The organism is Phaeobacter sp. S60 (genome assembly GCF_000826845.1).
GTDB lineage: Bacteria > Pseudomonadota > Alphaproteobacteria > Rhodobacterales > Rhodobacteraceae > Phaeobacter > Phaeobacter piscinae.
In genome coordinates this window covers 68,730-93,329 of the sequence record NZ_JSWJ01000010.1, presented here as the reverse complement: position 1 = coordinate 93,329, position 24,600 = coordinate 68,730, and the positions used below count along the sequence as shown (strand labels likewise).

Here is a 24,600-nt window from a genome sequence, read left to right as displayed (position 1 = left end):
CGGGCCCGGGCAGCCCCCGGGGACAAGGAAAAGCCCCGGCGCCGCCCCCCCCCCCCCCCCCCCCCGGCCCCCCAAAAACCCAAACACACGCCCCGGCCGCGCGCGGCGCGAGCCGGTCCCGCAACAAGACTTGGGGCACCTCGTTCCGCCCCAACACAAGATGCAGGTGGTTCAGCGCGGCGCCCGACAAAAAACGCAACATCTTCAAGGGTTTCAGCACGTGCGGAGGTGACCCAGCCCGGCAGCTGCGGTAGGATGTTCAGGTCGTCGGAGATCGTGGCCGATTGGTATGTCATGCCACAATACTATCCGAGCGCGGCGCTTTCGTCCACAATATGATGTGTAAAGCGCCTCACCATATGGCTCTTTTTCATGTCCAATAAGTTTGCATTATCGGACATAGCAAAATATGCTCAGCAGTATGACAGAAAACAACGAGAAATCGCGCTCGGAGGCGTCAATCGTGTCGTCAGCCAACGAGGACAACGAGAGAGATCCCGCTGCGAACGGGGCCTTGAATCTGCCTTCCTCTGTGGCGAGTTCAGGTGCGCTCGACCGGCTGGTGGACACTGCCCGAGATTACGCGCGCGCCGCGGCCTCCGACAATACGCTGAAAGCCTACGCGAAGGATTGGGCGCACTTTGCCCGCTGGTGCCGGATGACAGGTGCAGAGCCCCTGCCCCCCTCGCCCGAGATGATCGGGCTTTACCTTGCCGATCTGGCCAGCGGCTCGGGCCCCTCCCCGGCCCTGTCCGTCTCAACCATCGAACGCCGCCTTTCGGGCCTCACCTGGAACTATGCGCAGCGCGGCTTCACCCTCGATCGCAAGAACCGCCACATCGCTACCGTGCTGGCTGGGATCAAGCGCAAGCATCGCCGCCCGCCGGTACAGAAGGAAGCGATCCTAGCCGGGGATATCCTCGCGATGGTGGCCGCCCTGCCCTACGACCTGCGCGGGCTCAGGGACCGGGCCATCCTTTTCTTGGGCTACGCCGGAGGCCTTCGCCGCTCGGAAATCGTCAGTCTTGATGTGCACAAGTATGACACGCCGGATTCCGGCGGCTGGATCGAGATATTTGACAAAGGTGCCCTGCTCACTCTCAATGCCAAGACCGGCTGGCGTGAGGTCGAGATTGGCCGCGGCTCCAAGGATCAGACCTGCCCCGTCCATGCGCTCGAGCAATGGCTGCACTTTGCCAAGATCGACTTCGGGCCGGTCTTTGTGGGAATCTCGCGCGATGGCAAACGCGCATCTGAAACGCGGCTGAACGACAAACATGTGGCGCGCCTGATCAAGCGCGCGGTCCTGGATGCCGGCATCCGATCCGACCTGCCCGAGAAAGACCGCCTCGCCCTCTTCTCCGGCCACAGCCTGCGCGCCGGTCTCGCCAGTTCGGCCGAGGTCGATGAACGCTATGTCCAAAAGCAGCTCGGCCACGCCTCCGCCGAGATGACCCGCCGCTACCAGCGGCGCCGCGACCGGTTCCGGGTGAACCTGACCAAGGCTGCCGGTCTCTGATCGCGCGCTCATTCGGTTGTTTATTAGTGGTATCTAAAATTGCAAACGGCTGTTTTCCATGCCCCTGATAGGCTTCGCCCGTGTTTCCACAGAGGATCAGACCCCCCTGCCCCAGTCTGAAGCCCTGCAATCCGCGGGATGCGTCGAGATATTTGAAGAGCACGCTTCTGGCGGCAATCGTGCGCGGCCAGTGCTCGCGCGAGTTCTTGAGCGCATCAGCAAGGGCGACACGCTGGTTGTCGTCCGGATCGACCGGCTGGCCCGTTCGCTGTCGCACCTGCTGGAGGTTATCGAGCGCCTGGAGGCCAAGGGGGCTTTCTTTCGCTCACTTCGGGATCCGATCGACACCGCCTCGCCTCAGGGCAAGTTCACGCTTCAAGTCCTGGGCGCCGCGGCCGAGTTCGAGCGTGCCCTTATCCGCGAACGGACCAAGGCGGGTCTTGCCTCTGCGCGCGCCAAAGGTCGCGTTGGTGGCAATCCCGGGCTTCGCACCAAGGACCCCGCCGCACTTCGAAAGGTACGGCTAGCGCGACAGGATGGCTACATGGAGCGCCTCAACGAGACAGTGCAGGATTGGGTGCCCCATGTTCGCCGCCTGCGCCCCGATATGGCTTGGGAAGACGTGCTGCGTATCATCAATGCTCCCCTGCCCCACGACCGCCACTGGACCCAAAGCCGTTTGCTCCGCGCCGTGAAGGCATACGTGGGGGACGGATTCCTGCCCGCTGAAGTGCTTGGACGCGCTGGACGTCGCGAAACTGACGATCGCCTGCCTGCGATTGTCGCTGCAATCAAGGGTGCTGACCCCGAGATCACCTTGCAGGCAATCTGTGACCGACTGGAATCCATGCGTGAGCGCACCCCTCGCGGTCGCACCAGCTGGCAGCCTTCTTCAGTCAGAATGTTGCTGGAGCGCGCTGAAAAACTGGGGCTTCTCTGAAGGCGGCACTTGTGTTGGCCTAACGGATTGCCACTAAATCTAGAAAGTGCTTGCACGAATCTGGTTGGTCGGGCAATAGTCTCGAAAAATAACGCGCGGTCACATAAAAAACGCGCCCACGGATCGGGGCAGACATGAGCGAAGTAGAGCAGGATCTAGACATCGCCATCGGGCACTACGCGGAACTTCTCGCGTCGAACCTGCATGCGCAGCGCGCTGCCCACTTTCCGCCGGATGCAAAGAAGGTGATGCGCACTTTGACCAGCGGCGAAGCTGCTGAGCTTCTTGGCGTCGACCATACCTATCTTCGGAAGCTTCATCGAGAAGGAAAGATCGTTGACGTCGAGACGACAGCGGGAAGTCATCGCCGCTATACGCTCGACGATATCTGGGAAATCCGGCAGACGCTTGAAGGAAACGCAAAAAAGTCTGGAACATACGTGCCAGGGCGTCGCGACGGTGACGAGCTGCAAGTCATTTCAGTGGTGAACTTCAAGGGCGGCTCAGGCAAAACGACGACGTCTGCTCACCTCGCTCAGCGCTTGGCACTCAAGGGGTACAGGGTTCTTGCGATCGATCTCGACCCCCAAGCATCTCTTTCGGCTCTTCATGGAATCCAGCCAGAACTCGACCTTATGGAGGGCGGAACCCTCTATGATGCCGTTCGCTACGACGATCCGGTTCCGATCGCCGAAGTGATCCGCAAGACCTACATCCGCGGCCTTGATCTTATCCCGGGCAACCTTGAACTCATGGAGTTCGAGCACGAGACACCTGCTGCGATCCAGCGAGGCGGAGCGAAGGCGTTCTTCGCGAGAGTTCATGACGCACTCGATAGTGTTGAAGCCAACTACGACGTTGTTGTGATCGACTGCCCACCGCAGCTTGGTTTCTTGACGATGTCAGCACTTTCCGCGTCCTCGGGCGTCCTCGTGACGGTTCACCCGCAGATGCTTGACCTTATGTCGATGTCCCAATTCCTGCGAATGACGGCTGATCTCCTGGGAGTAATCAGGGATGCAGGCGCAAATCTGCGCTTCGATTGGCTGCGCTTTTTGCCAACGCGATACAAAGTCGGCGACGCGCCACAAACCGAAGTCATCGCTTTCATTCGCGGGCTGTTTGGGAGGTCGGTCCTGACCAATCACATGGTTGAATCGACCGCAATTTCTGATGCCGGCTTGACCAAGCAAACGCTCTACGAAGCTGACAAAAAGGACTTCACGCGTCAGACGTTTGATCGTGCGATCGAATCCATGAACGCAGTGAACGATGAGATCGCTGAAATCATCCAGAACACATGGGGGCGGAATGGCAAGAAAGCCTAAACTTGGCCTGCCGCTGCAGACCCTTCGCAACGCTCCTGACGCTCTTGAAGGGCGCCGACTGCGTGGCGGTGTATTTGAGATCGATCCGGCGCAGATTGTTACCGAAGGACGATTGGATGACAGGCTTCAGATTGAAGTTGAAGGCCTGAAGAACTCTATTTCCAAGAATGGTCAGCGTGTGCCTGTCTTGGTACGTCCACTGGAAGGCGATCGCTACAACCTGATCTATGGCCGAAGACGCTTGGAAGCATGTCGCGAACTCGGTATCAAAGTTCGAGCCATCGTCACGGAAGTTGAGGGTGATCAAGCGCTTCGAGATCAGCTTCTCGAGAACCAAGAGCGTCGTGATCTGAGCTTTATTGAACGTGCGCTTGTTGCGACGGCGCTTCTGGACGGAGATCATCTGGAAGGGGCTGAGCGCACCAATCGAGGTGTCGCCGAAGTCCTTAACCTCCACGAAGCTGGGGTTTCACAACTCTTGAGTGTCGTTCGGACGGTCGGCGAGGAACTCATCCAGGCAATTGGTGCAGCTCCCGGGATTGGTCGCCCGAGATGGGAAGAACTCAAAAAGGCTTTGGGTGCCTACGACGGTGATCGAGACCAATTGAAAGCTGCGGCTCATGCAGCCAAGTCCGAAAGTTCCGGCTCGGTCGATGAGGTTTCTGATCGTGCGTTTCTCGCAGTTCTGGAAGCTGCGAAGAGCGCGGAGAGGAGGGCAAGTCCGCCTCGCAAGGGCGCGCCTGCTTTGGCGATCCCCGGTGTCGGAGCTGCGACAGTCAAGACCGGTCGCCAAGGCAAGCAGCTAAAACTCGACCTGACTACGGATGAACCTGAATTTGTCAGCTGGTTGGAGGGCAATGCCTCAAAGCTGATTACCGAGCTTCATGAGCGCTGGAAGCGTTCAGGAGACTGAGGAAGAGCAACAAACAAGAAGGAGGCACGATACAGGCAAAAAGAAAAAGGCCCCGAGAAGCTAGCTTCACGAGACCTTTGTAAGGTTTCGCACCGGGATCAGCCCGCTACAAAATCTCAGTTTTCGCACTTCTGAATGTAGCGTTCTGGCCCCTACCCCGCAAGCGCAAAGCGATTCGCGGGCCGCAGAAATTTTGCCTTCGTGAACATTTTCATGGAGTACACACCGATTTCGCCGTTTATGCGGCCGATCTCGCACGCCCATCTGCGCGTGATCGAGCGACCCGAGGCATCTGTTCCGGGCAGACCCGTCAACAAGTGGGAACTCCTGCGCGAGCTCTCCAAGGCGCAAGCGGCATTTGGCGTGTCAGAACGTGATTTGACTGTTTTGCAGGGGCTCCTCAGCTTCTTTCCAGACGATGCACTTGGCGGGAACACCGAAATGGTAGTCTTCCCCTCGAACAAGGCGATCTGTGAGCGCCTGAATGGTATGCCCTGCTCCACGATGCGTCGTCACCTCGCGCGTCTTGTCGAGGCTGGTTTGCTCCAGCGGCGTGATAGCCCCAATGGGAAGCGTTACGTCCGCAAGCACGGCGAAGAGCGCGTCGCCTTTGGCTTCGATCTTTCCCCGCTCTACCGCCAGTCCGAGGAGATAGCACGGGCTGCAGAGGCCGTACGTGAGGCTGAGGAGCGCGTGAGGCGTCTGAGAGAGGTCGTAAGCCTCATGCGGCGTGATCTCGCGGCCCTCGCGGAGTTCGGAGACGAGATGCAGCCAGGCCTTGGCCTCTGGGATCAGCTTCGCGACACGGCCGCCCTCACAGCGCGCGCTCTTCGCCGCAAGCTTTCAATTGAGGACCTCGCGGCCTATCGAGCCGATCTTGAAGCTCTCCTCGACCAGGCACGCAACATCATTGACGGACCTGAAACAGAAGAAATGAACACCAATGATGCCCGATCTGAGCGTCACCATCATAATTCAAATAAAGAATCTATAGATCTTGAACCTGCTTTAGAAAAAAGCCGGGCGGCAAGCGGCGTGCCAGATGTGGACAGGGATGAACCCGTGGCTGACGTCGATGAACAGGACACAAGACACCTACCAAAGATCCCGCTGCACCTGGTGATCGCCGCATGTCCCTCGCTCAAGACCTTCTACCAAGGCGAAATCCGACATTGGCACCAGCTTTTCGATGCGGCATGCCATGTGCGGCCAGCCATGGGGATCAGTGCGTCTGCATGGGAAGAGGCGCAGCGGTTCATGGGTCCGGAGCAAGCGTCGATCGTCGTTTCTGCCATGCTGGAACGCTTTGAGGACATCAGATCGCCTGGTGGATACTTGCGAGCTCTGACTGCCAAAGCTGCGGCCGGTGAGTTTTCCTGTGGGCCGATGGTCATGGCATTGATTGCACGACGATCTGCAGCTTAACAGCTGTTAAGGTTGAGAGACGGCGCACTGTTCCGCCACCTCGGGACTGACGACTTAACAGCTGTTAAGGCCCTGTCTCGGGAGCGTCAGAATAAGAGAGGGAGAGGTTTGTTGGTTTGAGGGGTGACGGGAAGTGAGATCGGAAGAGTGGCTTCCGGCGCCCGTCGTGGAGAATATCTGATGGCGAAATCTGCCCAGAAAGTCACCCTGTCCCCGTCCCGGGACATTCCGTTCGACCAGCTCGTGCTGAGCCAGTCCAACGTTCGGCGCATCAAGGCCGGCATCTCCATCGAGGAACTGGCCGAAGACATCGCCCGCCGCGGGTTGCTGCAGAGCCTGAGCGTCCGGCCCGTTCTGGCGGTTGATGGTTCCGAGACCGGCAAGTTCGAAATCCCCGCTGGCGGCCGACGCTTCCAGGCCCTGTCTCTCCTGATGAAACAGAAACGCTTGGCCAAGACGACGCCCATTCCCTGCATCGTGCGGGATGCCAATTCTGCGATCCTCGCCGAAGACGACTCGCTCGCTGAGAACATGCAGCGTGCAGCCCTGCACCCGCTTGATCAGTTCCGCGCCTTCGTGGCGCTTCGGGAGAAGGGTCAGGGCGATGAAGAGATCGCGGCCGCTTTCTTCGTCACGCCGCAGGTGGTCAAACAGCGCCTGAAACTCGCCGCTGTGGCCCCTGCCCTGCTCGAGCTTTATACCGAGGACGAGATGACGCTGGAGCAGCTGATGGCCTTCACGGTCAATCCGGATCACGAGCGTCAGGTTCAGGTCTGGGATGCGATCAAGTCGTCGTGGAACAAGGAGCCCTATCAGATCCGGCGGATGCTGACGGAAACCTCGGTACGCGCGTCTGACCGTCGTGCCGTCTTTGTCGGAGTCGAGGCTTATGAGGCTGCTGGCGGTACCATGTTGCATGACCTCTTCCAAGGCGATGACGGCGGTTGGCTGGAAGACCCTGCCCTGCTCGATCGTCTGGTCAGCGAGAAGCTTCAGGCTGAAGCCGAAGCCATCGCCACCGAAGGTTGGAAGTGGATCGAGGTCTCGCTCGACCTGCCCTATGGCTACAGCCACGGTTTGCGCCGGTTGAGCGGCGATCCGGCGCCGATGACGGATGACGAAGGCGCGGCCCATGCTAAATTGCTTGCCGAGTACCGGGCGCTCGAGGAGGAATACGAGGGCCAGGATGAGTTCCCCGAAGAGATCGACGCACGTCTTGGCGAGCTGGAGGTCGCGATGGAGAAGCTGGAGGTTCGCCCGCTGATCTTCAATGCGGAGGAGATCGGACGGGCAGGGGCTTTCGTCACGCTTGATCGCTATGGCGAGCTTGCCGTCTACCGGGGCTTTGTCCGGCCCGAGGATGAGCCACGGGCAGACGTCGACGTCCACAGCGGTGAACAGGTGGCGGACGGGCAGGGCGCTGAGCTTTCAGCGGGGAGCAGCGCGGATGGTATCGGCCATGGCACGGTGATCACCTCTGCTGGTCAAGCGCTTGGCCTCAACGTGCCCGACGACGAGGATGATGGTGCGTTGAAGCCCTTGCCTGAGCGACTGGTCATGGAGTTGACGGCGCACCGCACCCTGGCGTTGCGGGAAGCTGTCGGTCGTTCTCCTGACGTCGCCCTGACGCTGCTGCTCCTGAAGCTCGTGGGTGACACCTTCCGGACGTCCAGTTCGGCCGGCAGCTGTCTCGAGGCTTCGGTGCGTCACGTCTATATGTCGGCGCAGGCGAGCGATCTGAAGGACAGCGTGGTGGCCAAGCTGGTTGACGATCGTCATGCGGAGTGGGAGGCCGACCTGCCGCTCGGCGACGATGCCGAACTCTGGGATTACCTAGCGTCCCTCGATCAGACGAGCCGGCTGGCCCTGCTCGCGCATTGCCTCAGCTTCGGGATCAACGCGCTCCATGAGAAGGTGAACCCTTATGGTGCCGGTATCTCCGCCAGCGGTTTGACCAGGCGGATGACCCAGTCCGACTTGGTCGCACAGGCGGTCGAACTCGACATGGTCGAGGCGGGTTGGCAGCCGACGGCCGATACCTACCTGAACCGCGTGCCCAAGGCACGGATACTCGAGGCCGTGCGCGAGGCGAAAGGGGAGGGGACGGCGCAACTCCTCGATCACCTGAAGAAGGGCGAGATGGCGACCGAAGCCGAGCGTCTGCTGAAAGGCAGCGGCTGGTTGCCGGAGGTTCTTCGCCGTCACGATCTGGCAGCACTCGACGACGCGGAAGGGCAGGGGGCGCCTGAGCCCGTTTCCGACGCCGGCCAGACCGAGGATGTCGACCTTCCCGCCTTCCTCACCGCAGACCTGCCGGGTGATGATGCGTCGATGATGGCTGCGGAGTGATCCGCGCCATCCGAGGGCGGAGAAACCCGCCCTCAATCACATAAAAATCAACAATATCAATATGATGAATGCAAAATGACGCATTCAGGATGAGGAATCATGTCTGCAACGACCATTCTCCACACCGCGCCCCTGGGGTCGCTCATTCGCTACACCGACAACAGTCCGAAACCGCCTGCGCGGTTCACGAAGAAACTCGCGGCCTGGGAGCGCTCGAACGGCGTCGGCCGTCTCGTCAAGAAGGAGCCGCCGCGACCCTATCCGACCTGGATCGCACCGGCGTCGTTCACGCTGCACGAGGGGAACTTCTCCTCGGACGGGGTCATCCTCGTCACCATCATGCGAACGCATTCGGCTGACAGTGCGTTGACCTTCGAGATGGCAGAAGAGCCGAAGCCCGGACAGGCGCGCGTCCTGCTGGATTTCGGCGGTTGCACGGAGCTGCTCCACCTGGCCGAGTCTGTCACGGCTGCCGAGCTCTGGATCGCCAGAGAAGGCTATCGCAACGCGCGGCTGGAGATCGTCGGCAGCGAGGACGGCGATAGGGCAGGGAACGCAGAACTTGCCGCCTGAGCCTTTAAAATCCAAGGGGCCCGCCCAAGCGCGGGCCTCTCACCCATCGCGACCCTGTCCTGTGAGATCGCGGGGCACCATAGGATTCAATCCATCACGGAAAGAAATCTTCTACCAAATGTCTGCCCGGGAGGCTGGCAGCGATAGCATCAGCGGAACACCAGGCTCCAGTCAGCGGTCGCACCATCCCCCGCTCGCCATTCCCTTCCTTGCCCTGAATCCCGTCTTCGAGATCAACCCGCGAGGGGTCGGACTACGGGCGAGCCCGTGCCGCCGGGTGGATTCGGACGAGCCGAACGCACCCGGTGATGTCAGCCAGTCTTTGGGCCTGCGGGGTCCTGTCGCGCGGGGGATGGTCCTCCGCCTCCAAGACAGGAGCCAAACAGATGTCCCGCAAAGATGCTCACGCCTTCGCTGCTTCCCTAGCCGCCACGCTCATGGTCTCGATCGTCGTCTTCCAGGCAGGTGATGGAACCTATGGCGCCGTCCCCGCCGATGAAATCGACGGAGACGAAGTTCAGGTGGTGGGTGAGATCGACCCGTGGGCGTGAAGCCCATGGGGTCGAAGACGGCTCGGGTTCGGAGCAAGGCTCCGATCCGGGCCTTTCGCCTGTCCACCGTTCCGGCCGGCCGGCAAAATGAGCCGACGATGGTCGGCATGCCTTTGCATTAAGAAAACAAGCACGAGCGTCAGCCAATCTGGCTTTGCCCAGACATCAGCGGTCAATTGTAGTGCAATGAATGCAGCTTGAACATCGTCAGGGTTCGTCGGACACTGCATTGTATTTGGTTCGGGTCACGTCGCATGCTCTACAAATCATTGATTTCCTTATACGGTTCATCGCTTGCGGGTAAATCGGCTCCTGCTGACGACCTGGTTTGGCACTTTACGCCGTCCGAGGATCTGAGGCTTTTTCGCGAGTATGCGCTCGATGCCCTACAGCAGGCAAAAGTATACCTGCTCGACCATATGGCTGCAGCCTATGCCGATACGCTTCATGACGCAGTCGCCAAACAGGCTTCGGAAACCGGTCTTCCCGCAATGGCCATTCTGGGTGAGGTAAAGCTCCCCGCCGACGTTGTTTGGGTCGAATTTGACGATCGAGAGCTGGGTGTCGCGCGCTTTGAACGGGCTTCACCTGTAACGAGACATGACGACAAACCCATAGGCACCGGTCTACGCGGCTATCTCATCGATGATCGAAACAAGGGCCACTTGCGCATCACGATGTTCCATCGCCGCGAGAATTCCCGTGTCGTCGATCCAATCTGCGCTTTGCTCGTGAAGCGCGCTCCGACAGGCGAGTTGAACTATGACGACGTCGAAGTCGAGTTGAGTCGTTCCATGGTCGATTTCCGTGTGCGGAGCGGAGATACGATGGAAATGATCAACGGTCGGCGAACGGTGCACCAAGTTGAAACAGGCTACGATCTGTTCATCCCCTACGCGCTCTTTGCGATGCTGGTTTCCCCGGACTTGGGTGGCATCATTCCCACGGAAAACGAGACGTTCACAGCCAAGGATACAAAGACCGCTCGAAAGTTCGGCAAGTCCTGGATTCTAGGCGCGCAGAAATCCCATCTTACAATCCGCATTGGTCCGCAGGCCGCGGCTCACATGCAGGAGCGGCAGGCTCGCCTTGAGTTCGAGCGTCAGGTCCAGGACGGGCGAAGCGGCCCTGTTCGCCATTGGGTGAGCGAACATGAGCGTCGCTATCGCAGCGGTAAGGTTGTGTTGGTGAAGGGGCACCACAGAGGGCAATTGCCTGCGCCTAATCTGCCAACGCGTGTGATGGGACCAAAACCCGAGGCAACGATTTTCGAGTTGGACGCAGTTGATCCGTCCAACCCAGACTGAACCCGGAGTTTTCCATGCAGCCATGTTGTCCGCCGTCAATCTATCGCCGCCACTTGGAAGAACAGCCCTAGTTTCCGGCCGTGACCGGAACAGGTCGGCGCCAAAAGCTCAGGGTACCGGAAATCCGACGATACCGGCGCACAAGTGGTTTCCACTCTCCCAATCAGTTCGGCCCGGAAGTGGTCCATACCGTGGCGATGGCTTCCGCCTTGGTGCAACCTTTCGCCATCTTCTAATCCAAGGCCGTGGAGAATGCCCCGGCGACTTCCTTCTGCATTTTCTGTCCGCGTCGAGCGACAACGTCCCGAGATCGCAATCAGCTGTTGGGTGCGGTCCGTGTCCGAATACTCCGGTATCGATAGCCCGTCGCGGCAAGGCCCTGCATTTCCCAGCAGTTAAGGGCAGGGGGGGGGCGAGCGCCGGTGATCGACACTTGCGCCGCTGGTGGGGTGTTGGACTTTGGGTCAAACAGTCCCGATTGGCAAGGGGACATGGTCTGGCATGAGCTCCCCGCATCTCTCTGTCTCCTAGGCCATCCCTTCGACTGACAATTCCCTAAACCCGTTCGGGCTCTCGCGCGCAACCCCGCGTCAGTCCGGGCCGTGTTGGCCACCTTTGGCGTCCTGCCCGCTCCACCCCGGTCCTCTGGGGGTGTCCGGTGTCTATGCTGTCCACCGTGCACGCGTCACCCGACGGGCTTTTTCAGGGTCTTGTCGAAGGGACGGTCCCGAAGACAGGAAACACAGGAGCTTATCATGCAGAACATCGTCATCCTCGCCGGCAACATCGGTCAGACCCCCGAAGTCCGCACCACCCAGAGCGGCACCAAGATCACCAACTTCAGCCTCGCCACCTCGCGCCCCCGCCTCTCGGAAGGCCGTGTGATGCGCGACGAGAACGGCTACCGGGTCATGGACACCGAATGGCACCGCATCACCTGCTTCAACGGTCTGGGCAAGACGGTCGCTGAGCATTGCGAAAAGGGCATGAAGGTCCTCGTCCACGGCCGCATCCACTACACCAAGTGGATCGATAGCATGGGGAACGACCGCTACGGCTGCGAGATCATCGCCGAAAAGGTCGACTTCCTGAGCCGCCCGAAGTCGGCCGAGAACGAAAACCCCGAGCTGGTCGACCGCGACGACGAGATCCCGTTCTGAGAACGGGGTCTTCCCCTCGGGCCCGGCGGGGATAAACGCCGGGCCCACGTACTACCGCAAGTCAAAAACTCCGACTGGAAATCGGATGAGGTCTGCCCGATGATGCACTACAACCAAACCGCACCACTTGTTGGGAGCCTGCCAGCCGGGCGTGATCTTGAACTTGAAGGATAATACTTTGGAAAGCGCGAATTTCAGCATTTTCTTGAACGCATTTTCAATTCTAAAGGCCGGTTATGCATCAAACCACGCTGAGATTTCCGATCTAGTCGAAGATGCTGAGTTCGATGAGCAACATTCTCAAGAAATCATTCAGCGATCTCAGCAGGCCCTACTGTCCCCGATTGCCCGCCTGGATCAAGAATTAAGTTGGCTGCCAGAGCTCAGCACTACGCAAATTAATGACATTGGTTCCTTGTTGGAGGCGGGGAAGATAACCGATCTCCGTGAAGCAATTGCATTTCTCCCCGATTTGCCAAAGGCCAACGTTCTCGCGCATTTGTGTGGCACCGAATCTGCGGATGAAACGCTCTTGCAAGATCTACTTCGTGCTTGGGATGAGGTTGATCAGTTGGCTCTATTGGAATTCTTAAATTCTCAGCGCCAAGCGGCTGACTTCCCAAAAATCGAAAGAAGCCAACTTGCGGCGTCGATCAGAGTTCTAGAAAGCACTCATGCGCGAAGCGCTGCGCTGTCCGTGTGGCGATTGGATGAACCCGGAAAGGTGATGGAGAGTCTGGTTGAGGCGGAGCTAAAGAGGGACCGGGCAAGCAGAATATTGGCCGAGTTTGTTCGCGAATACGATATCTTGAGCGAACCCCGCCTGGCGAGGATTAGCGAAGCCATTGATCAGCAGATCGAACTTGCCCGTCAACCGACACCACAGCTAGAGGCCGTGACGAGTGAAATCGCTGAACTCCTGCGGCAGTGGGATGATGTCAACCAGCCCGTTCAAGTATTTGAGCAGCATCAAGGACATGAAGAAGGTCGGTCCAAGCAAATCTACGAAAGACTTCGATCGCTATGCCTCGAGCTCGCGAACGAAAGAGGCGAGTTTCGTCACGCAAAGCGGTTGTCTGAAGCGCTGTTGCACACGTTTCCAGAGCTGGAATCAGTTGCTGAGGTGCTCAAGGGTGATGTCGAGGCGCTGGAGAACCTCGATGAAAAGCAAAAGCAGTTTTCAGTGCTGGAGCCGCTTGTTGCCGCCTGTGATGCTGCCAAATCACAAGTTCCGAAGTTGAAGTCAGCGTTGCAAAGCTCAGGCTTTGCGCCAGCGCGTAGGGGGGGCGTGAAAGAAATCTTTGCAGCGTTCGATACCGCTGCAAAAGCCCCAGGTACCGGGGATGCTGCATTCCTTGTTGTTCGAGACCTTGCGTTGTTCGTGAACAATGATCGGAATGACCCTGAAACGGCTTTCAGGTTGATCGACGGGCTGATCACGTATCAAGGAGCGAAACCGTCCCAAGATGTGAGTAGTAAACTTGATGAAGAGCGGTCCGTGCTGCATCGCAACTGGAAAATGCCAGAATTGGATCGGCAGTCGGGCAATCTCGGCGGAATGGCGAAGGTCGTCGATGAATTGCTCAAATACGCAAAGGGCAATGATCGCGCCGAACTGGTGCAGCTGAAGTCAAGGATTGAGCGCAAGCAAGCTGGCAAAAAAGTGAAGTGGTTGATCTATGGCGGTATCGCGGCTGTCATTGGTTTCTTTGTTGTTTCCGATGAACTTGATAGGCCCACCTCAAGAACATCCTACCAGCCTCCAACCACTTATCAGCCTTCGACACCACGGCAGACCACAACTAGCCCAAGTTCAAATACAAGCGCCGAAACAAGGCCACCTGTTGGTCAAGGCCTCGCTCTGAACAGAGCACAAGTGCGATATTGTGTTTTTCAGGGCGAGCGGCTCGAGGCTATGAGGTCTTTGACTACAACGAACTATCAGATCAGCCAGTTTAATGCGCTCATTGATGACTACAATTCGAGGTGCTCAAATTACCGATACACAAGCGGTGTGCTGAGTTCAGTGCGCCGAGAAGCACAAGGAAAAACCGCTGAATTCACCGCGGATGCACGAAGGATTGTTGCCTCATGGTAGATGGTGGAAAAAATGACATGAAAATTGAAAGCGTTGCTCAACTCTGCGTCGAATACTGGAAGCTTGCGGCTGCGACTGAGAAAGCGTTGAGTGGCGTACTTGCCAGTGATGGAAAGCGCTTAGAGGCGCAGTTGAAATTCTCCAAACGCCAGTTGGACGTCCTCCTCCAAGATTTGGGTTTGAGACTAGTCGACTTTTCAGGTGAGCGTTTCCATCCTGGCTTGGCGGTATCGGTCGATAATCCAGGCGATTTTGAAGAAGATGAAGCACTTGTCGTTGGCAAGACAATAGAACCCACAGTCATGTCCGACATGACTGTTATCCGGCTAGGGCGCGTGATCGTTGCGCCAGTTGAACAAGAAGAGGAATAGGCTGTGTATCTAGGTATCGATCTCGGAACATCGAACTCTGCTGTTGTTGGGCATGTCGATGGGGCGCTCCGTCTCTTTAAGACTGCCGACGGCACCGATGTGCTGCCAAGCGTTATCTACCTGGATAAGCGCGGACATCGGTTCATCGGAAAGACGGCCTATGACCGTTTGCTCTCTGCACCAAAGAACGTCGCGCATGGCTTCAAGCGCTCCATGGGAACCAAGAATCCAATTACCCTAGCTGGGGAGAACTGGACCCCGGTGGAGTGCTCGGCAGAGATCATCAAAACGTTGGTTGGCCAGGCCATGACGGAAGCCGGTTCGCAAGAAATCGAAGGCGTAGTCATTACTACACCGGCCGCGTTTAATCAGATGCAGAGCGAGGACACTATTTCAGCCGCGCGGCTCGCAGGGTTGGAAAAGGTCAGCCTGCTGCAAGAGCCGGTTGCTGCTGCTTTGGCCGCAATCTCCAACAGCAAGCAGAAGGACGGCGTTTTCCTTATCTATGATCTTGGTGGCGGGACATTCGACCTCGCCCTCGTGATGAGTACCGCTGGCGTTGTTAACGTTGTTGCCCACGAGGGCATCAATATGCTCGGCGGCAGAGATTTCGACAGGATTATTTTCGATAGCGTCGTCCGGCCATGGCTTTCGCAGAATTTCAGCCTGCCAGCCAATTTTCAGGCCGACGAGAGATACAAGCATCTTGCCGATGTCAGCAAACACGCAGCTGAAAAGGCAAAAATCCAATTGTCTGCATCCGAAACAGCTTCAATCTTTGCCACTGAAGATGAGGTGCGTGCTACTGATGAAAACGGCGAAGAGATTTACATCTCTATCGACCTTTCCCGCGACGAGATGACTGAACTGGTTCGCGACCGGATTGAAGATTCAATTGCTTTGTGCCGGAAGATCATCGCCGCAAACGGCTACAAGAACGAAGACATCTCGAAGATTGTGCCGATCGGCGGACCTTCGAAGATGCCCATCATCCGGGAGATGCTGGAAGCGGAACTTGCTATTGCTGTAGATAGCGGACTGGACCCCATGACCGCCGTTGCCACCGGTGCGGCGATATTTGCTGAGAGCCGAGAATGGGAAGGTAACAGCTCCACTCAGAAAACATCAAAGCACCGGGAAACAGTCACAGGTGACATCAGTCTTTCGTTGGACTTTAAGTCCCGCGTCTCGTCCGAAAGCACAAAGATTCGGGTTAAACCTGCGGGCGATATTCCCAGTGGCTTCGAACTCGAAATCCTTGATGAAGAAGGCTCGTCTTCTGGTCGGATACCGTTGAACGGTCCGCTAAACGTTGGTGTGAGCGTTCGAAAGAACGGCAAGAACCGATACATGGTCAACGTTTTCGATCAGACCGGTAGCAAGGTTGAAAGCGCTTCACGAGAAATCAGTATTACGCGAGCCGAAGCCAGCGCGGCTAGCGTTCCGATGACCTACAACCTAGCCGTGAAAGTTCAACATGGCATGGTTGGGTATGAGCGAAACAAGCTGGACGTATTGGTCAAGAAGGGAACGGCGCTGCCAGCGCAAGGTCGGCAGAAGTTTCGTTCTGGCAAAACGCTCATTGGCGGGGAAGATGACTTCATTGCGGTAGAGTTCTATGACATGGCGGATGACGTAGACAGCCCGGAGCATAATCTTCACATCGGCAACTTCCGCCTGAACAGCCTAGATGAGTTGGAGCGGGGAGAGCGGATCAACCGCGGCGACGAATTCATTATTGACTGGAAGATGAGTGACAACGGCACGCTGAGCTTTGCTGTCGAACTGCCTGCTCTTGGCAGGATAATTGACGCTTCGAATCTTTATCGCCATGACGACGGTGGGATAAACTACGAAGGTGAACGGGGCGCAGAAGTCGCGGCAACAATGCTTTCTCGGGTGGAAAGTGACCTGCAAGAGCTTGAAAGTGCATTGGAGCACGATCCTGACCCGTCCGGTAGCATTCGGAAACGTATCGAGCGGCAGCATGCGGCGCTATCCACCTCTGTCGATGCTGACACCCATCGTTCCGTAGCCGAGGAAGCCCGGAAACTGCGCCAGGACGTTGCTCTATTGAAGATGTCCCCTCAGAATGAAGAACGTGTGCTGGCGGATGAGGCTGCCAAGGCCGAGCTGTCGTTTGATGAGTTGAGGAATATGGCACAGCCCGTCGATGCGGAACGGCATGACAAGCTGCTTGTCACGGCGCGTCGGTCAATTCGTGAGAAGAATTTCGATTCCGCGCGAAGATCGCTGGGCGAAATGCATGGCATCCGAATGAAAGTCCTGGCGGAAACCCCAGATTTCTTGATCGAGATTCTGAAACTTCTTGCAACAGAGAGGCATCTGGTCGTTGACGAGGGGCTGCACGAACAACTTGTTGCTGCTGGCGTAGAAGCTGCTAAGGCTGGTGATGTAGATCGGCTAAGATACGTGATAGGTCAAATGATGAGCAACAGGGTGTCCACGGGCGCTGATGCAGCCGACATTGTCGAGCTAGCACATCTTTTGGGTTCTTAAACCGTTTCTCTCCATTTGGGAGAACGCAGGATACAAGGCTACGTCATTCAGGCGGTGGTTGGATACGTTTATACCGCATCACTGTCCGCCGCCGTTCGTATGTAGAGTGAGAGGCGTGCCGGTTTCCCGGTGACAGGTTGAGGATTGGGAGAGTGGCTCCCGACACCTGTCGCGGAGGAATGCCGATGGGTGTTGTGGAAGTTCTGGATCCGGTCGCACCGGCGCGGGCTGGTGGCTGGAAAGTAGATGTGAGCCGGGGCGACCGGAACGGGCGGGTGTCGTCCGAATGGTTCAATCGGCCGGATGATGAGCGGTACCTGTCGCTCGACGATCTCTGGGCCAATGTGAAGGGCCGCTCCGAGCGCAGCTGCAGCCGTGTGGTGCAGACGGCGGACATCCGCGTCGAGGCCGCCCGCGATAACCCCGAGCGGTTGCATCTGATGCTGCCGAAAGCCCACGAACCCGTCGCGCCCACGCACTGGGCCTTCGGCCAGCTGGCCAGCATCGTCGGCGCCCCTGCCTCATACCTGCGCCAGCTGCCCGCGCCGCTGGCGGGGATCAACCTACAGTACGGCCTGACCAACCACCGCGCAGAGCAGGTGAAGACCTTCGAGACGGAAGACGGTCGTACCGAACTGCGTGCCGTGACCGGCCCCGACTATGGCCGCATCCATGACCACGAACTGGTCGAGGCGGTGCAGCGCATCGCCGGCAATGGCACGGGTGACACGCGCTGGAAGGTGCCGGGTGTGCTCGACTGGTCGACCGGGGTCTACAATCCCGATGTCGAAATCAGCCGCGACACGACCACGCTCTACGCCTCGGACCGCGACGTCTTCCTGTTCCTGGTCGACGATCGCAACCCGATCGAGGCGGGCAAGCTGGCGGACGGCTCTCCTGACCTCTACTTCCGGGGGTTCTATTGCTGGAACTCCGAGGTAGGTGCCAAGACCCTCGGCATGGCGAGCTTCTACCTTCGGGCAGTGTGCCAGAACCGCAACCTCTGGGGTGTCGAGGACTTCCAGGAGATCAAGATCCGTCACTCGAAATACGCCGCCTCGCGCTTCGCACATGAGGCCGCGCCCGCGTTGGCGCGTTTCGCCAATTCCTCGCCGCTGGGGTTCGTGAACGGCATCAAGGCGGCGCGGCAGCAGGTCGTGGCGCGCAGCGACGAGGACCGCGCGGATTTCCTGCGTAAGCGCGGTTTCTCGAGAGCCGAATCCGGCAAGATCATCGAGAAGGTTCTGATGGAGGAAGGCCGCCCGCCCGAAAGCATCTTCGATTTTGTGCAGGGGATCACCCGGCTTGCGCGCGACAAGACCCAGCAGGATGCGCGGCTCGACATGGAAGGGCGTGCGAAGAAGCTTCTCGACCGCGTTGGTTGAGGTGGCGACCGGAGGCGATATCGCCTCCGGTCTCGTTCCTTTTTCATCGATCTGCTACCGTGCCCGACAGGTTTAGGTGTTGGAAGTACGCGCATGGAAGAAATCGATTGGTCAGATCGTGCATTTTATGATGACGGCGAATGGGTTACCTGGTCGGAAATCGAAGAGCAGCTTCGCTACAAGGAGTGGGGCGCAAAATACCCTAACGCGATCAGGTCTATGATCCCATATTTTGAGGATCTCCTGTCCCTCGCGGAAAGCTATCACCTCGAGACCGGCCTTCACCTCTCTGTCTACGGCGATATCGGTGAGCTGTTTGGTGCTATCACGTACGGTATCAAGCTTAACAAGACCTATGCCCAGGGTGCTGACGGAAGACTTGGCAATGATCATGTCGAGGTCAAAACCATTACGCCATTCAAGACAAGGGATGTGGTTGTGGTCGATACAAATGGGCATTTCAACAAGCTTTTGGTTGTCAAGATCAACGAGGATTTTCAGGTCTCGGGTCGGATGATCGACCGAAAAGATCTCCCAAAGCGTGAAGGGCGCTACTTGCGGGTTCGATGGAGGGATTTACCAACGCCGAAATGATCGGCCCGATCAGCGACAGAGAGTCCGAGGGGGCGGTTTGGTCTTTGACGGTTTGAAGCGGGGAGAGAGGCTCTCCGCACCGTCGGAGATATGCCGATGTTCGACCTTCCTCTCCAAACTCAGCCGGAAACGCAGAAAACAGGTTTGCCGCCGAGCCTCCTGACCGTTTTTGCAGATCAAGACTTGCCGTTCGCACTCACGACGGCTTGCCATGCGCCCGCGGCCCTCATGTCTGGGCAGGCACACCCCAAGGTACTGGAGCGATTTGCCACGCTGGCCGAGGCCATGCAGGGGGCAATCGTTCAAGCCGAAGATATCACACCTGAAGACGCGCCGCGTATCCTGGCAATCCTCGATCGGGAGGGCCGCCTCGTTCTGGCCGGGGCTACCAATGATGGCGGGGTCGCATGGTGCCACCCGGTCTCGGATGCCGCCGAAGCCCGCGCCGTCGTGTCCGAGGCCAGCCAGACCCGCGCGCAGGCCATGCGGGCGGCCGAGTGGCATGAACATGGCCTCGCGCGACGGCTGCGGCACCACGCCGACCTTCTCGATGCCCGTCTTGTCGATCCGCTCTGGCGTGTCTTCGCGTCTCGCGCCCTGCAGATCGCGGCGTGACGCCCGAGAGTCAGAGAAGGGCAGGGGAGGATGTGAGCCTACGGGGACGAGAGAGAGCCCCGGGGTTCAGATCCTTTCCCTCATTCCGGAGTTTCCAATGTCCAAGATCGAACCAACCCTGCCCGCGCCGATGGCGCCGTCCAGGATTGATTTCGCTGCCGTGCTGGCCCGGCAGGCCGAGCGCGACGCGCGGATCGCAGCTTTGCGTCCGGCCAACAAGGAGCGCCTCTTCGATGGCCTCACGGCCGCGGGCATCACCCATGTGACCGTGAGCTTCGACGGCTATGGCGATAGCGGCCAGGTTGAAGGCATCAGTGCCTACGCTGGCGAGACCGAGGTTGCTTGCCCCAAGACCGAGATCGCCTATGCCGCATTGACCTGGGACGACCCGGAGGTCGAGATGCGGGCGCTTTCGCTCGAAGATGTCGTGGAGCAACTGGCCTACGACTTGCTGTCTGATACCCACGGCGGTTGGGAAAACAACGACGGCGCTTGGGGCGAGTTCTGCTTCGACGCCGCGGCCCACTGCATCCACCTCGAGTTCAACGAGCGCTTCACCTCGTCCGAACTCACCGCCCACGATTTCTGAGGGGGCGGCGATGGCACATCCCTATCACCACGCCCTGTCCTCGGTGAAGAAATGGGGCGGCACGGTCGACGACTTCATCGCCGTGCATGCCTGGTTCGACCAAAGCAAGGAGATCACAGCCGATTTTCGGCACCGGGCGCTGCGCCACCATTCGGAGGGCATCTTCATGGCCGAGACGATTTTCGGCTCGACCCTTACGCTCTCGACCGGACGCATCATCCCGACCCGCTGGGTCGGCGAGCAGCATGTGAAGGAGGACCTCGGCTTCATCCCGAGCTTCGCCGATTGGGTGAAGGCCATTCGGCCCGAGCCTTGGATGGGTCGAACCGAACGGATCGAGGCACAGGTCGATCCACATCTCGTCTCGCCCGTGGTCGAGGTCACGTGACATGACCGATCCCACTTATCTAAGTCTTGGCTTGCCGCCGACCGCTTCGCCACTGGCAGTGGTTCGCGCGGCGGTCCGGGCGCTGCACCCCGACACACGCGCCGTTTGCGGCCTCCGGACCGCGCGCAAGCGTTTCTACCGGCAGATGCTCTGCGCGCATGCCGTGCGACAGGCGGCGGACGACAGGCCCACTGGCTGATCGCACCCAACCACCTCTCCTTCCCAATCCAGCACCCGGTCTCTCGGCCGGGTCTTCCCCATTCAGGAGGTTCCCATGGCGGATTACTTCACCCATTTCTCATGTCTGCTCGACGTCGGCACTCCCGAAAAGGCGGCCCGTGCACTTGCGCTGTATCAGGAACTCCGCGCTGCGGATCAGGACGCCGACGATCCGGATGTCGCGGGCTTCGATCTCGTGCACCAGGATGCCCCCGAGGGCAGCAGCCTCTGGATCCATGATGACGAACACGGCGATGTCGAAGCCGTCATCCGCTTCGTCTTGCGCCTCGCCGAAGACCTCGACCTCACCGGCCTTTGGGGGTTCCAGTATGCTCTGACCTGCTCCCGGCCGCGGCTCGACGCCTTTGGCGGCGGTGCGCATGCCATTGATCTCGGGGCGCGCAAATCCATCGGCTGGACTAGCAGCCAAGAGTGGCTGGCCGCTGCGCTGAACGGGGAGGACGTCGATGCCTGAGATCATCTGCACCACCGTCTACCAGTTCCCCGAGCTCTCGGATACCGCCAAGGAGAAGGCCCGCAACTGGTATCGCGACCTCGGACTCCACGACGACTGGTGGGACGCGGTCTATGAAGATTTCCAGCGGGCCTGCAAAATCCTCGGCATCTGCCTGAAGACCACCGCCGTCCGCCTGATGGGTGGCGGGGCGCGGGCCAAGCCTTGCATCTGGTTTTCCGGCTTCTGGAGCCAGGGCGACGGGGCCTGCTTCGAAGGCTATTGGTTCCACGCCAAGGGTGCGGCCGCGCGCATCCGGGACTACGCCCCGACCGACGCGACGCTGCATGGCATCGCCGACCGTCTGCAGGCCATCCAGCGCCGGAACTTCTACCAGCTCGCCGCCGAGGTCAGCCATCGTGGCCGCTACTATCACGAATACACCATGTCGGTGGACGTCACACGGGACAGCGCGACCTGGCAGCCGCCGACTGAGGGCGCGGAGGAAGTCGTGACCGAGGCGCTGCGTGATCTGGCCCGCTGGCTCTACCGCCAACTTGAGGCTGAATACGACCACCTCACCTCGGACGAGGCTATCGAGGAGGGGATCATCGTCAACGAGTATACGTTCACGGAAGGAGGGCGGCGGTTTGGGTGAGCTGATCTCGTTCCACGCAGTCAAGCGGGGGCTAGTCTGTTGTCAGATATCGGCAATGCTCACGGCTTCTGCCGCACGACCGTCATGACCCGGGAATATTGTTTGATCCAGATGGCCTTATCTGGGCTCAACCATTTAATCAGTTCCATGATCTGACTATACTCAGCGGTGATATTTCGATGAAGAATTGGTTCATGATGAAAGACGCGGTTGCGAAATTCACGGACATCGTCACAGCGCTTGTATAGTTGTGCATAGGAAACAGGCCCCGGCAGATGAGGGAATTCTCCATGCAGATTTGCCCAGAAGACGGGTTCGTGCCTTGGCAGCAGCATTTTCACCCAGAATCCAAAATTGAGCTCTGCGGTCATTCGCCCTGAGGTAACCGCGCCCGTTGTGACGAGCTTGTCGCGTGCTGTTTTTACTATGCGCTTGCCGCCGCTCTTGATCTGCAAGAGAAAGGCAGGGTCATCCCACCATTGCGGACCATAGAGCGCGATGAGGCGTGCGACGATTATGTTTGACCTGCCCCCCGCAAAATCCCTCACCATGAAGTAGAGTCTGCCCAACCTATGTAGGAGCAGACGAATGCGTAAGAGCCGTTTCACCGAGGCGCAAATCATCGGGATGATCAAAGAGCAGGAAGCCGGGATGCCGACAGCGGAGGTGTGCCGCCGGCACGGCCTGAGCCCGGCGACCTTTTACAAGCTGAAGTCCAAGTATGGCGGTATGGAGGTATCGGAGGCTGCGCGGCTGAAGGCGCTGGAAGATGAGAATGCTAAGCTGAAGCGGTTGCTGGCAGACACGATGCTCGACAACGTGGTTTTGAAAGACCTGCTGGGAAAAAGCTGACGGCACCGAAAGAGCGGCGAGAGGCAGCGCTCAATGCAATGCGGGATCATGACATCTCGCAGCGCAGGGCCTGCCGGCTTGTCGGTGTCGACCCCAAGACGGTCCGGCGCGAACGCCCGCCCGACCATCCTGAGATCCGCCAGGAGATGAAGGAGATCGCTGGCAAACGCCGCCGGTTCGGCTACCGGCGGATCGGCGTGCTGCTTGAGCGAAAAGGCATGATCATGAACCACAAAAAGCTTTACCGCCTCTACCGGGAGGAGGGCCTTGCAGTGAAACGGCGGCGGGGCCGCAAACGCGCCCGAGGCTCGAGAACGCCGATGCCCGAAGCCACACAGCCCAACCAGCGCTGGTCCCTGGATTTCCTGGCAGACAGCTTCGGCGCGTCGCGGAAGTTTCGCATCCTGGCCGTGAATGACGACTGCTGCCGGGAAAACTTGTGCCTGGCGGCAGACACCAGCATTTCAGGTGAGCGCGTTGCCCGGGAGCTGGACGCGCTCGTCCGGATCTACGGAAAACCTGCTTGCATTGTCAGTGATAACGGCACGGAATTCACCAGCCGGGCAATCCTGAGATGGGCCGACAGGAACGGCGTGGATTGGCATTACATCGACCCAGGAAAACCGCAGCAGAATGCCTTTATCGAGTCATTCAACGGCAGCCTGCGGGACGAGCTTCTCAATGAAGAGCTGTTCGACACCCTGGACGATGCCCGCCGCAAGCTGGCACTGTGGCGCTACGATTACAACAACGTCAGGCCGCACTCTTCGCTGGGGAACAGAACGCCAAAGCAAGCGCGGCAGGCGCTTGAGCTATTTGAGGGCTCCGCGCCTGCCGCGCTTGCTAAACCCGAAACCGACGACTACCAAAATCAAACCCGCAGACTCTCGTCATGAGCGAGGGACCAGTGGGGGGCAGGTCATGTTCCTTAGACTGACCTCGGCTGCGCTCAGTACAGGGAAGAAAGCCTCACTGAGCTGAATGTTCCAGCCATAGAGGGCGAGAGCGCGATCTGGATTGTGACCAGCAGCAACGAGGTACTTCGTGAGGCGTTCTTGAGAAATTATATTTGTTACCAAATACTTAATGCTCCGATCGACTGTTCGCGTACCGTCAGACTGCGCTTGACAGTCGTGCGAAGATACCCATATATGAGAGCAATCGAAGGCAAAGTCAGGCCTTCAAACCCTTAGAAGCCCGCGACAGCCGTTACAGGTCCTCGCGGGTTTTCGCTTTTTATACATCTACTTACGGAAATCCAAGAAGATTTGGCGAGGCAAACTCTCAGCCCAATATTCTGCTTCTAGTCGACCTTCACCAGGAATGGCTTTTCCAAGCTAAGAGTTATGACGTGTGAAGATACCGCAGGCCTGTGACCCCGTTCGTCGGGGGGCGAGCGCTCCGTTCCTGTCACTTGTTCCCGTCAATCCACTTCGACATGAGCCCCTTGTCGCGGAAGCACTCGTCCGGAACGGCGCACCGTTTGATCCGGGCGAGTTTCTCAGCAAAGGCCACCTGCTTGGACGTGGGTAGCCGGTCCATGTCCGATACCGGCTTCAGCCGGGCCTGAGCCTCGATCCAAGCGCTCAAAGATCGCCGGTCTTGCTGAACCTCCCAGGGCAGGAGCGTCCGGTTGCGCAGGGCGAGCGACCGCGAATAGGCAACTTGCTTGGGTGTTACGGGCATGGCGTGCTTGGTGCTTTCCATGGTGGAACCCCCTTTCTAGCTTGGTTCTGAAGGTAGAGCATAACAAGAACAAAATCAAGCCAAGCGTCGGAAACACCTTGGTGCG

At 58.7% G+C, this 24,600-nt stretch carries 24 protein-coding genes; 21 read left to right on the top strand and 3 right to left on the bottom strand.

Features of this window, described 5'->3' with window-relative positions:
* Positions 1 to 202 (bottom strand): DUF1403 family protein (locus tag OO25_RS23435; protein WP_369808857.1); only part of this gene is annotated, 202 nt, incomplete at its 3' end.
* Between the two features lie 219 nt (positions 203 to 421).
* Here OO25_RS23435 and OO25_RS09925 point away from each other — a divergent pair.
* The 20 genes from OO25_RS09925 to OO25_RS09825 all read left to right on the top strand — a co-directional run bounded on the left by OO25_RS09925 (position 422) and on the right by OO25_RS09825 (position 21,956).
* A complete protein-coding gene (locus OO25_RS09925; RefSeq protein ID WP_369808856.1) occupies positions 422 to 1,519 on the top strand; it encodes a tyrosine-type recombinase/integrase in 1,098 nt (365 codons plus the stop codon).
* A 58-nt stretch (positions 1,520 to 1,577) separates the two neighbouring features.
* On the top strand, positions 1,578 to 2,459 hold the full coding sequence (locus OO25_RS09920; RefSeq protein ID WP_040179905.1) for a recombinase family protein: 882 nt from the start codon (positions 1,578 to 1,580) through the stop codon (positions 2,457 to 2,459).
* Positions 2,460 to 2,593: 134 nt separating this feature from the next.
* Positions 2,594 to 3,787: a plasmid partitioning protein RepA gene (repA, locus tag OO25_RS09915; RefSeq protein ID WP_040179904.1), complete on the top strand. Its 1,194-nt coding sequence runs from the start codon at positions 2,594 to 2,596 to the stop codon at positions 3,785 to 3,787.
* Positions 3,771 to 4,700: a plasmid partitioning protein RepB gene (gene repB / locus OO25_RS09910; protein WP_040179903.1), complete on the top strand. Its 930-nt coding sequence runs from the start codon at positions 3,771 to 3,773 to the stop codon at positions 4,698 to 4,700. Before repA ends, repB begins: the two co-directional genes overlap by 17 nt.
* A gap of 213 nt (positions 4,701 to 4,913) precedes the next feature.
* The gene (gene repC, locus OO25_RS09905; RefSeq protein ID WP_040179902.1) at positions 4,914 to 6,125 is read left to right on the top strand and encodes a plasmid replication protein RepC; all 1,212 of its coding nucleotides are present in this window, start codon (positions 4,914 to 4,916) and stop codon (positions 6,123 to 6,125) included.
* Between the two features lie 180 nt (positions 6,126 to 6,305).
* Complete coding sequence (locus OO25_RS09900) at positions 6,306 to 8,474, top strand: ParB/RepB/Spo0J family partition protein (protein ID WP_040179900.1); 2,169 nt, start codon at positions 6,306 to 6,308, stop codon at positions 8,472 to 8,474.
* Between the two features lie 99 nt (positions 8,475 to 8,573).
* Positions 8,574 to 9,047 carry a hypothetical protein gene (locus OO25_RS09895; RefSeq protein WP_040179898.1) on the top strand — a complete coding sequence of 158 codons (474 nt, stop codon included), beginning with the start codon at positions 8,574 to 8,576 and terminating at the stop codon, positions 9,045 to 9,047.
* A gap of 386 nt (positions 9,048 to 9,433) precedes the next feature.
* The gene (locus OO25_RS22950) at positions 9,434 to 9,598 is read left to right on the top strand and encodes a hypothetical protein (protein ID WP_010138195.1); all 165 of its coding nucleotides are present in this window, start codon (positions 9,434 to 9,436) and stop codon (positions 9,596 to 9,598) included.
* Between the two features lie 254 nt (positions 9,599 to 9,852).
* Complete coding sequence (locus OO25_RS09885) at positions 9,853 to 10,905, top strand: hypothetical protein (protein WP_040179896.1); 1,053 nt, start codon at positions 9,853 to 9,855, stop codon at positions 10,903 to 10,905.
* A 755-nt stretch (positions 10,906 to 11,660) separates the two neighbouring features.
* A complete protein-coding gene (locus OO25_RS09880; protein ID WP_008335991.1) occupies positions 11,661 to 12,065 on the top strand; it encodes a single-stranded DNA-binding protein in 405 nt (134 codons plus the stop codon).
* Between the two features lie 178 nt (positions 12,066 to 12,243).
* Entirely contained in the window at positions 12,244 to 14,163 is a 1,920-nt protein-coding gene (locus OO25_RS09875; RefSeq protein WP_139044772.1) for a hypothetical protein, read from the top strand.
* The gene (locus OO25_RS09870) at positions 14,157 to 14,534 is read left to right on the top strand and encodes a hypothetical protein (RefSeq protein WP_040179893.1); all 378 of its coding nucleotides are present in this window, start codon (positions 14,157 to 14,159) and stop codon (positions 14,532 to 14,534) included. Before OO25_RS09875 ends, OO25_RS09870 begins: the two co-directional genes overlap by 7 nt.
* Before the next feature lie 3 nt (positions 14,535 to 14,537).
* Positions 14,538 to 17,054: an Hsp70 family protein gene (locus OO25_RS09865; protein ID WP_040179892.1), complete on the top strand. Its 2,517-nt coding sequence runs from the start codon at positions 14,538 to 14,540 to the stop codon at positions 17,052 to 17,054.
* 185 nt (positions 17,055 to 17,239) lie between these two features.
* Positions 17,240 to 18,439, top strand: coding sequence for a hypothetical protein (locus tag OO25_RS09860; RefSeq protein WP_040179891.1), 1,200 nt, complete (start codon positions 17,240 to 17,242; stop codon positions 18,437 to 18,439).
* Positions 18,440 to 18,532: 93 nt separating this feature from the next.
* Complete coding sequence (locus OO25_RS09855) at positions 18,533 to 19,033, top strand: hypothetical protein (protein ID WP_040179890.1); 501 nt, start codon at positions 18,533 to 18,535, stop codon at positions 19,031 to 19,033.
* Between the two features lie 96 nt (positions 19,034 to 19,129).
* The gene (locus tag OO25_RS09850) at positions 19,130 to 19,648 is read left to right on the top strand and encodes a hypothetical protein (protein ID WP_040179921.1); all 519 of its coding nucleotides are present in this window, start codon (positions 19,130 to 19,132) and stop codon (positions 19,646 to 19,648) included.
* A gap of 97 nt (positions 19,649 to 19,745) precedes the next feature.
* Complete coding sequence (locus OO25_RS09845; protein WP_040179889.1) at positions 19,746 to 20,237, top strand: DUF6878 family protein; 492 nt, start codon at positions 19,746 to 19,748, stop codon at positions 20,235 to 20,237.
* 10 nt (positions 20,238 to 20,247) lie between these two features.
* Positions 20,248 to 20,625 (top strand): hypothetical protein, encoded by a 378-nt coding sequence (locus tag OO25_RS09840; protein WP_040179888.1) that lies wholly within the window; start codon positions 20,248 to 20,250, stop codon positions 20,623 to 20,625.
* 274 nt (positions 20,626 to 20,899) lie between these two features.
* Positions 20,900 to 21,319, top strand: a complete 420-nt coding sequence (locus OO25_RS09830) for a hypothetical protein (protein ID WP_040179886.1) — start codon at positions 20,900 to 20,902, stop codon at positions 21,317 to 21,319.
* Positions 21,312 to 21,956 carry a hypothetical protein gene (locus OO25_RS09825; RefSeq protein ID WP_040179885.1) on the top strand — a complete coding sequence of 215 codons (645 nt, stop codon included), beginning with the start codon at positions 21,312 to 21,314 and terminating at the stop codon, positions 21,954 to 21,956. The genes OO25_RS09830 and OO25_RS09825 overlap by 8 nt, the downstream gene beginning before the upstream one ends.
* 59 nt (positions 21,957 to 22,015) lie before the next feature.
* Here OO25_RS09825 and OO25_RS09820 read toward each other — a convergent pair whose 3' ends face one another.
* Positions 22,016 to 22,507 carry a hypothetical protein gene (locus OO25_RS09820; RefSeq protein WP_242407017.1) on the bottom strand — a complete coding sequence of 164 codons (492 nt, stop codon included), beginning with the start codon at positions 22,505 to 22,507 and terminating at the stop codon, positions 22,016 to 22,018.
* Between the two features lie 37 nt (positions 22,508 to 22,544).
* Between OO25_RS09820 and OO25_RS09810 the strand changes: the two genes are divergently transcribed.
* A protein-coding gene (locus OO25_RS09810) for an IS3 family transposase (RefSeq protein WP_139044771.1) occupies positions 22,545 to 23,704 on the top strand; the annotation gives its coding sequence in 2 pieces (ribosomal slippage) (positions 22,545 to 22,803 and positions 22,803 to 23,704; 1,161 coding nt in all).
* A gap of 514 nt (positions 23,705 to 24,218) precedes the next feature.
* Here OO25_RS09810 and OO25_RS09805 read toward each other — a convergent pair.
* Positions 24,219 to 24,515, bottom strand: coding sequence for a hypothetical protein (locus tag OO25_RS09805; RefSeq protein ID WP_040179883.1), 297 nt, complete (start codon positions 24,513 to 24,515; stop codon positions 24,219 to 24,221).
* Between the last annotated feature and the right edge of the window lie 85 nt (positions 24,516 to 24,600).

What these genes read in the sequence shown, in the direction of transcription:
- OO25_RS09825 (WP_040179885.1), top strand. Translation starts at nt 21,312, where the DNA reads ATGCCTGAGATCATCTGCACCACCGTCTACCAGTTCCCCGAGCTCTCG.
- OO25_RS09805 (WP_040179883.1), bottom strand. Translation starts at nt 24,515, where the DNA reads ATGGAAAGCACCAAGCACGCCATGCCCGTAACACCCAAGCAAGTTGCC.
- OO25_RS09820 (WP_242407017.1), bottom strand. Translation starts at nt 22,507, where the DNA reads ATGGTGAGGGATTTTGCGGGGGGCAGGTCAAACATAATCGTCGCACGC.
- OO25_RS22950 (WP_010138195.1), top strand. Translation starts at nt 9,434, where the DNA reads ATGTCCCGCAAAGATGCTCACGCCTTCGCTGCTTCCCTAGCCGCCACG.
- repA (WP_040179904.1), top strand. Translation starts at nt 2,594, where the DNA reads ATGAGCGAAGTAGAGCAGGATCTAGACATCGCCATCGGGCACTACGCG.
- OO25_RS09845 (WP_040179889.1), top strand. Translation starts at nt 19,746, where the DNA reads ATGTCCAAGATCGAACCAACCCTGCCCGCGCCGATGGCGCCGTCCAGG.
- OO25_RS09895 (WP_040179898.1), top strand. Translation starts at nt 8,574, where the DNA reads ATGTCTGCAACGACCATTCTCCACACCGCGCCCCTGGGGTCGCTCATT.
- OO25_RS09830 (WP_040179886.1), top strand. Translation starts at nt 20,900, where the DNA reads ATGGCGGATTACTTCACCCATTTCTCATGTCTGCTCGACGTCGGCACT.
- OO25_RS09885 (WP_040179896.1), top strand. Translation starts at nt 9,853, where the DNA reads ATGCTCTACAAATCATTGATTTCCTTATACGGTTCATCGCTTGCGGGT.
- OO25_RS09840 (WP_040179888.1), top strand. Translation starts at nt 20,248, where the DNA reads ATGGCACATCCCTATCACCACGCCCTGTCCTCGGTGAAGAAATGGGGC.
- OO25_RS09850 (WP_040179921.1), top strand. Translation starts at nt 19,130, where the DNA reads ATGTTCGACCTTCCTCTCCAAACTCAGCCGGAAACGCAGAAAACAGGT.
- OO25_RS09860 (WP_040179891.1), top strand. Translation starts at nt 17,240, where the DNA reads ATGGGTGTTGTGGAAGTTCTGGATCCGGTCGCACCGGCGCGGGCTGGT.
- OO25_RS09855 (WP_040179890.1), top strand. Translation starts at nt 18,533, where the DNA reads ATGGAAGAAATCGATTGGTCAGATCGTGCATTTTATGATGACGGCGAA.
- OO25_RS09925 (WP_369808856.1), top strand. Translation starts at nt 422, where the DNA reads ATGACAGAAAACAACGAGAAATCGCGCTCGGAGGCGTCAATCGTGTCG.
- OO25_RS09880 (WP_008335991.1), top strand. Translation starts at nt 11,661, where the DNA reads ATGCAGAACATCGTCATCCTCGCCGGCAACATCGGTCAGACCCCCGAA.
- OO25_RS09870 (WP_040179893.1), top strand. Translation starts at nt 14,157, where the DNA reads ATGGTAGATGGTGGAAAAAATGACATGAAAATTGAAAGCGTTGCTCAA.
- OO25_RS09900 (WP_040179900.1), top strand. Translation starts at nt 6,306, where the DNA reads ATGGCGAAATCTGCCCAGAAAGTCACCCTGTCCCCGTCCCGGGACATT.
- OO25_RS09920 (WP_040179905.1), top strand. Translation starts at nt 1,578, where the DNA reads ATGCCCCTGATAGGCTTCGCCCGTGTTTCCACAGAGGATCAGACCCCC.
- repB (WP_040179903.1), top strand. Translation starts at nt 3,771, where the DNA reads ATGGCAAGAAAGCCTAAACTTGGCCTGCCGCTGCAGACCCTTCGCAAC.
- repC (WP_040179902.1), top strand. Translation starts at nt 4,914, where the DNA reads ATGGAGTACACACCGATTTCGCCGTTTATGCGGCCGATCTCGCACGCC.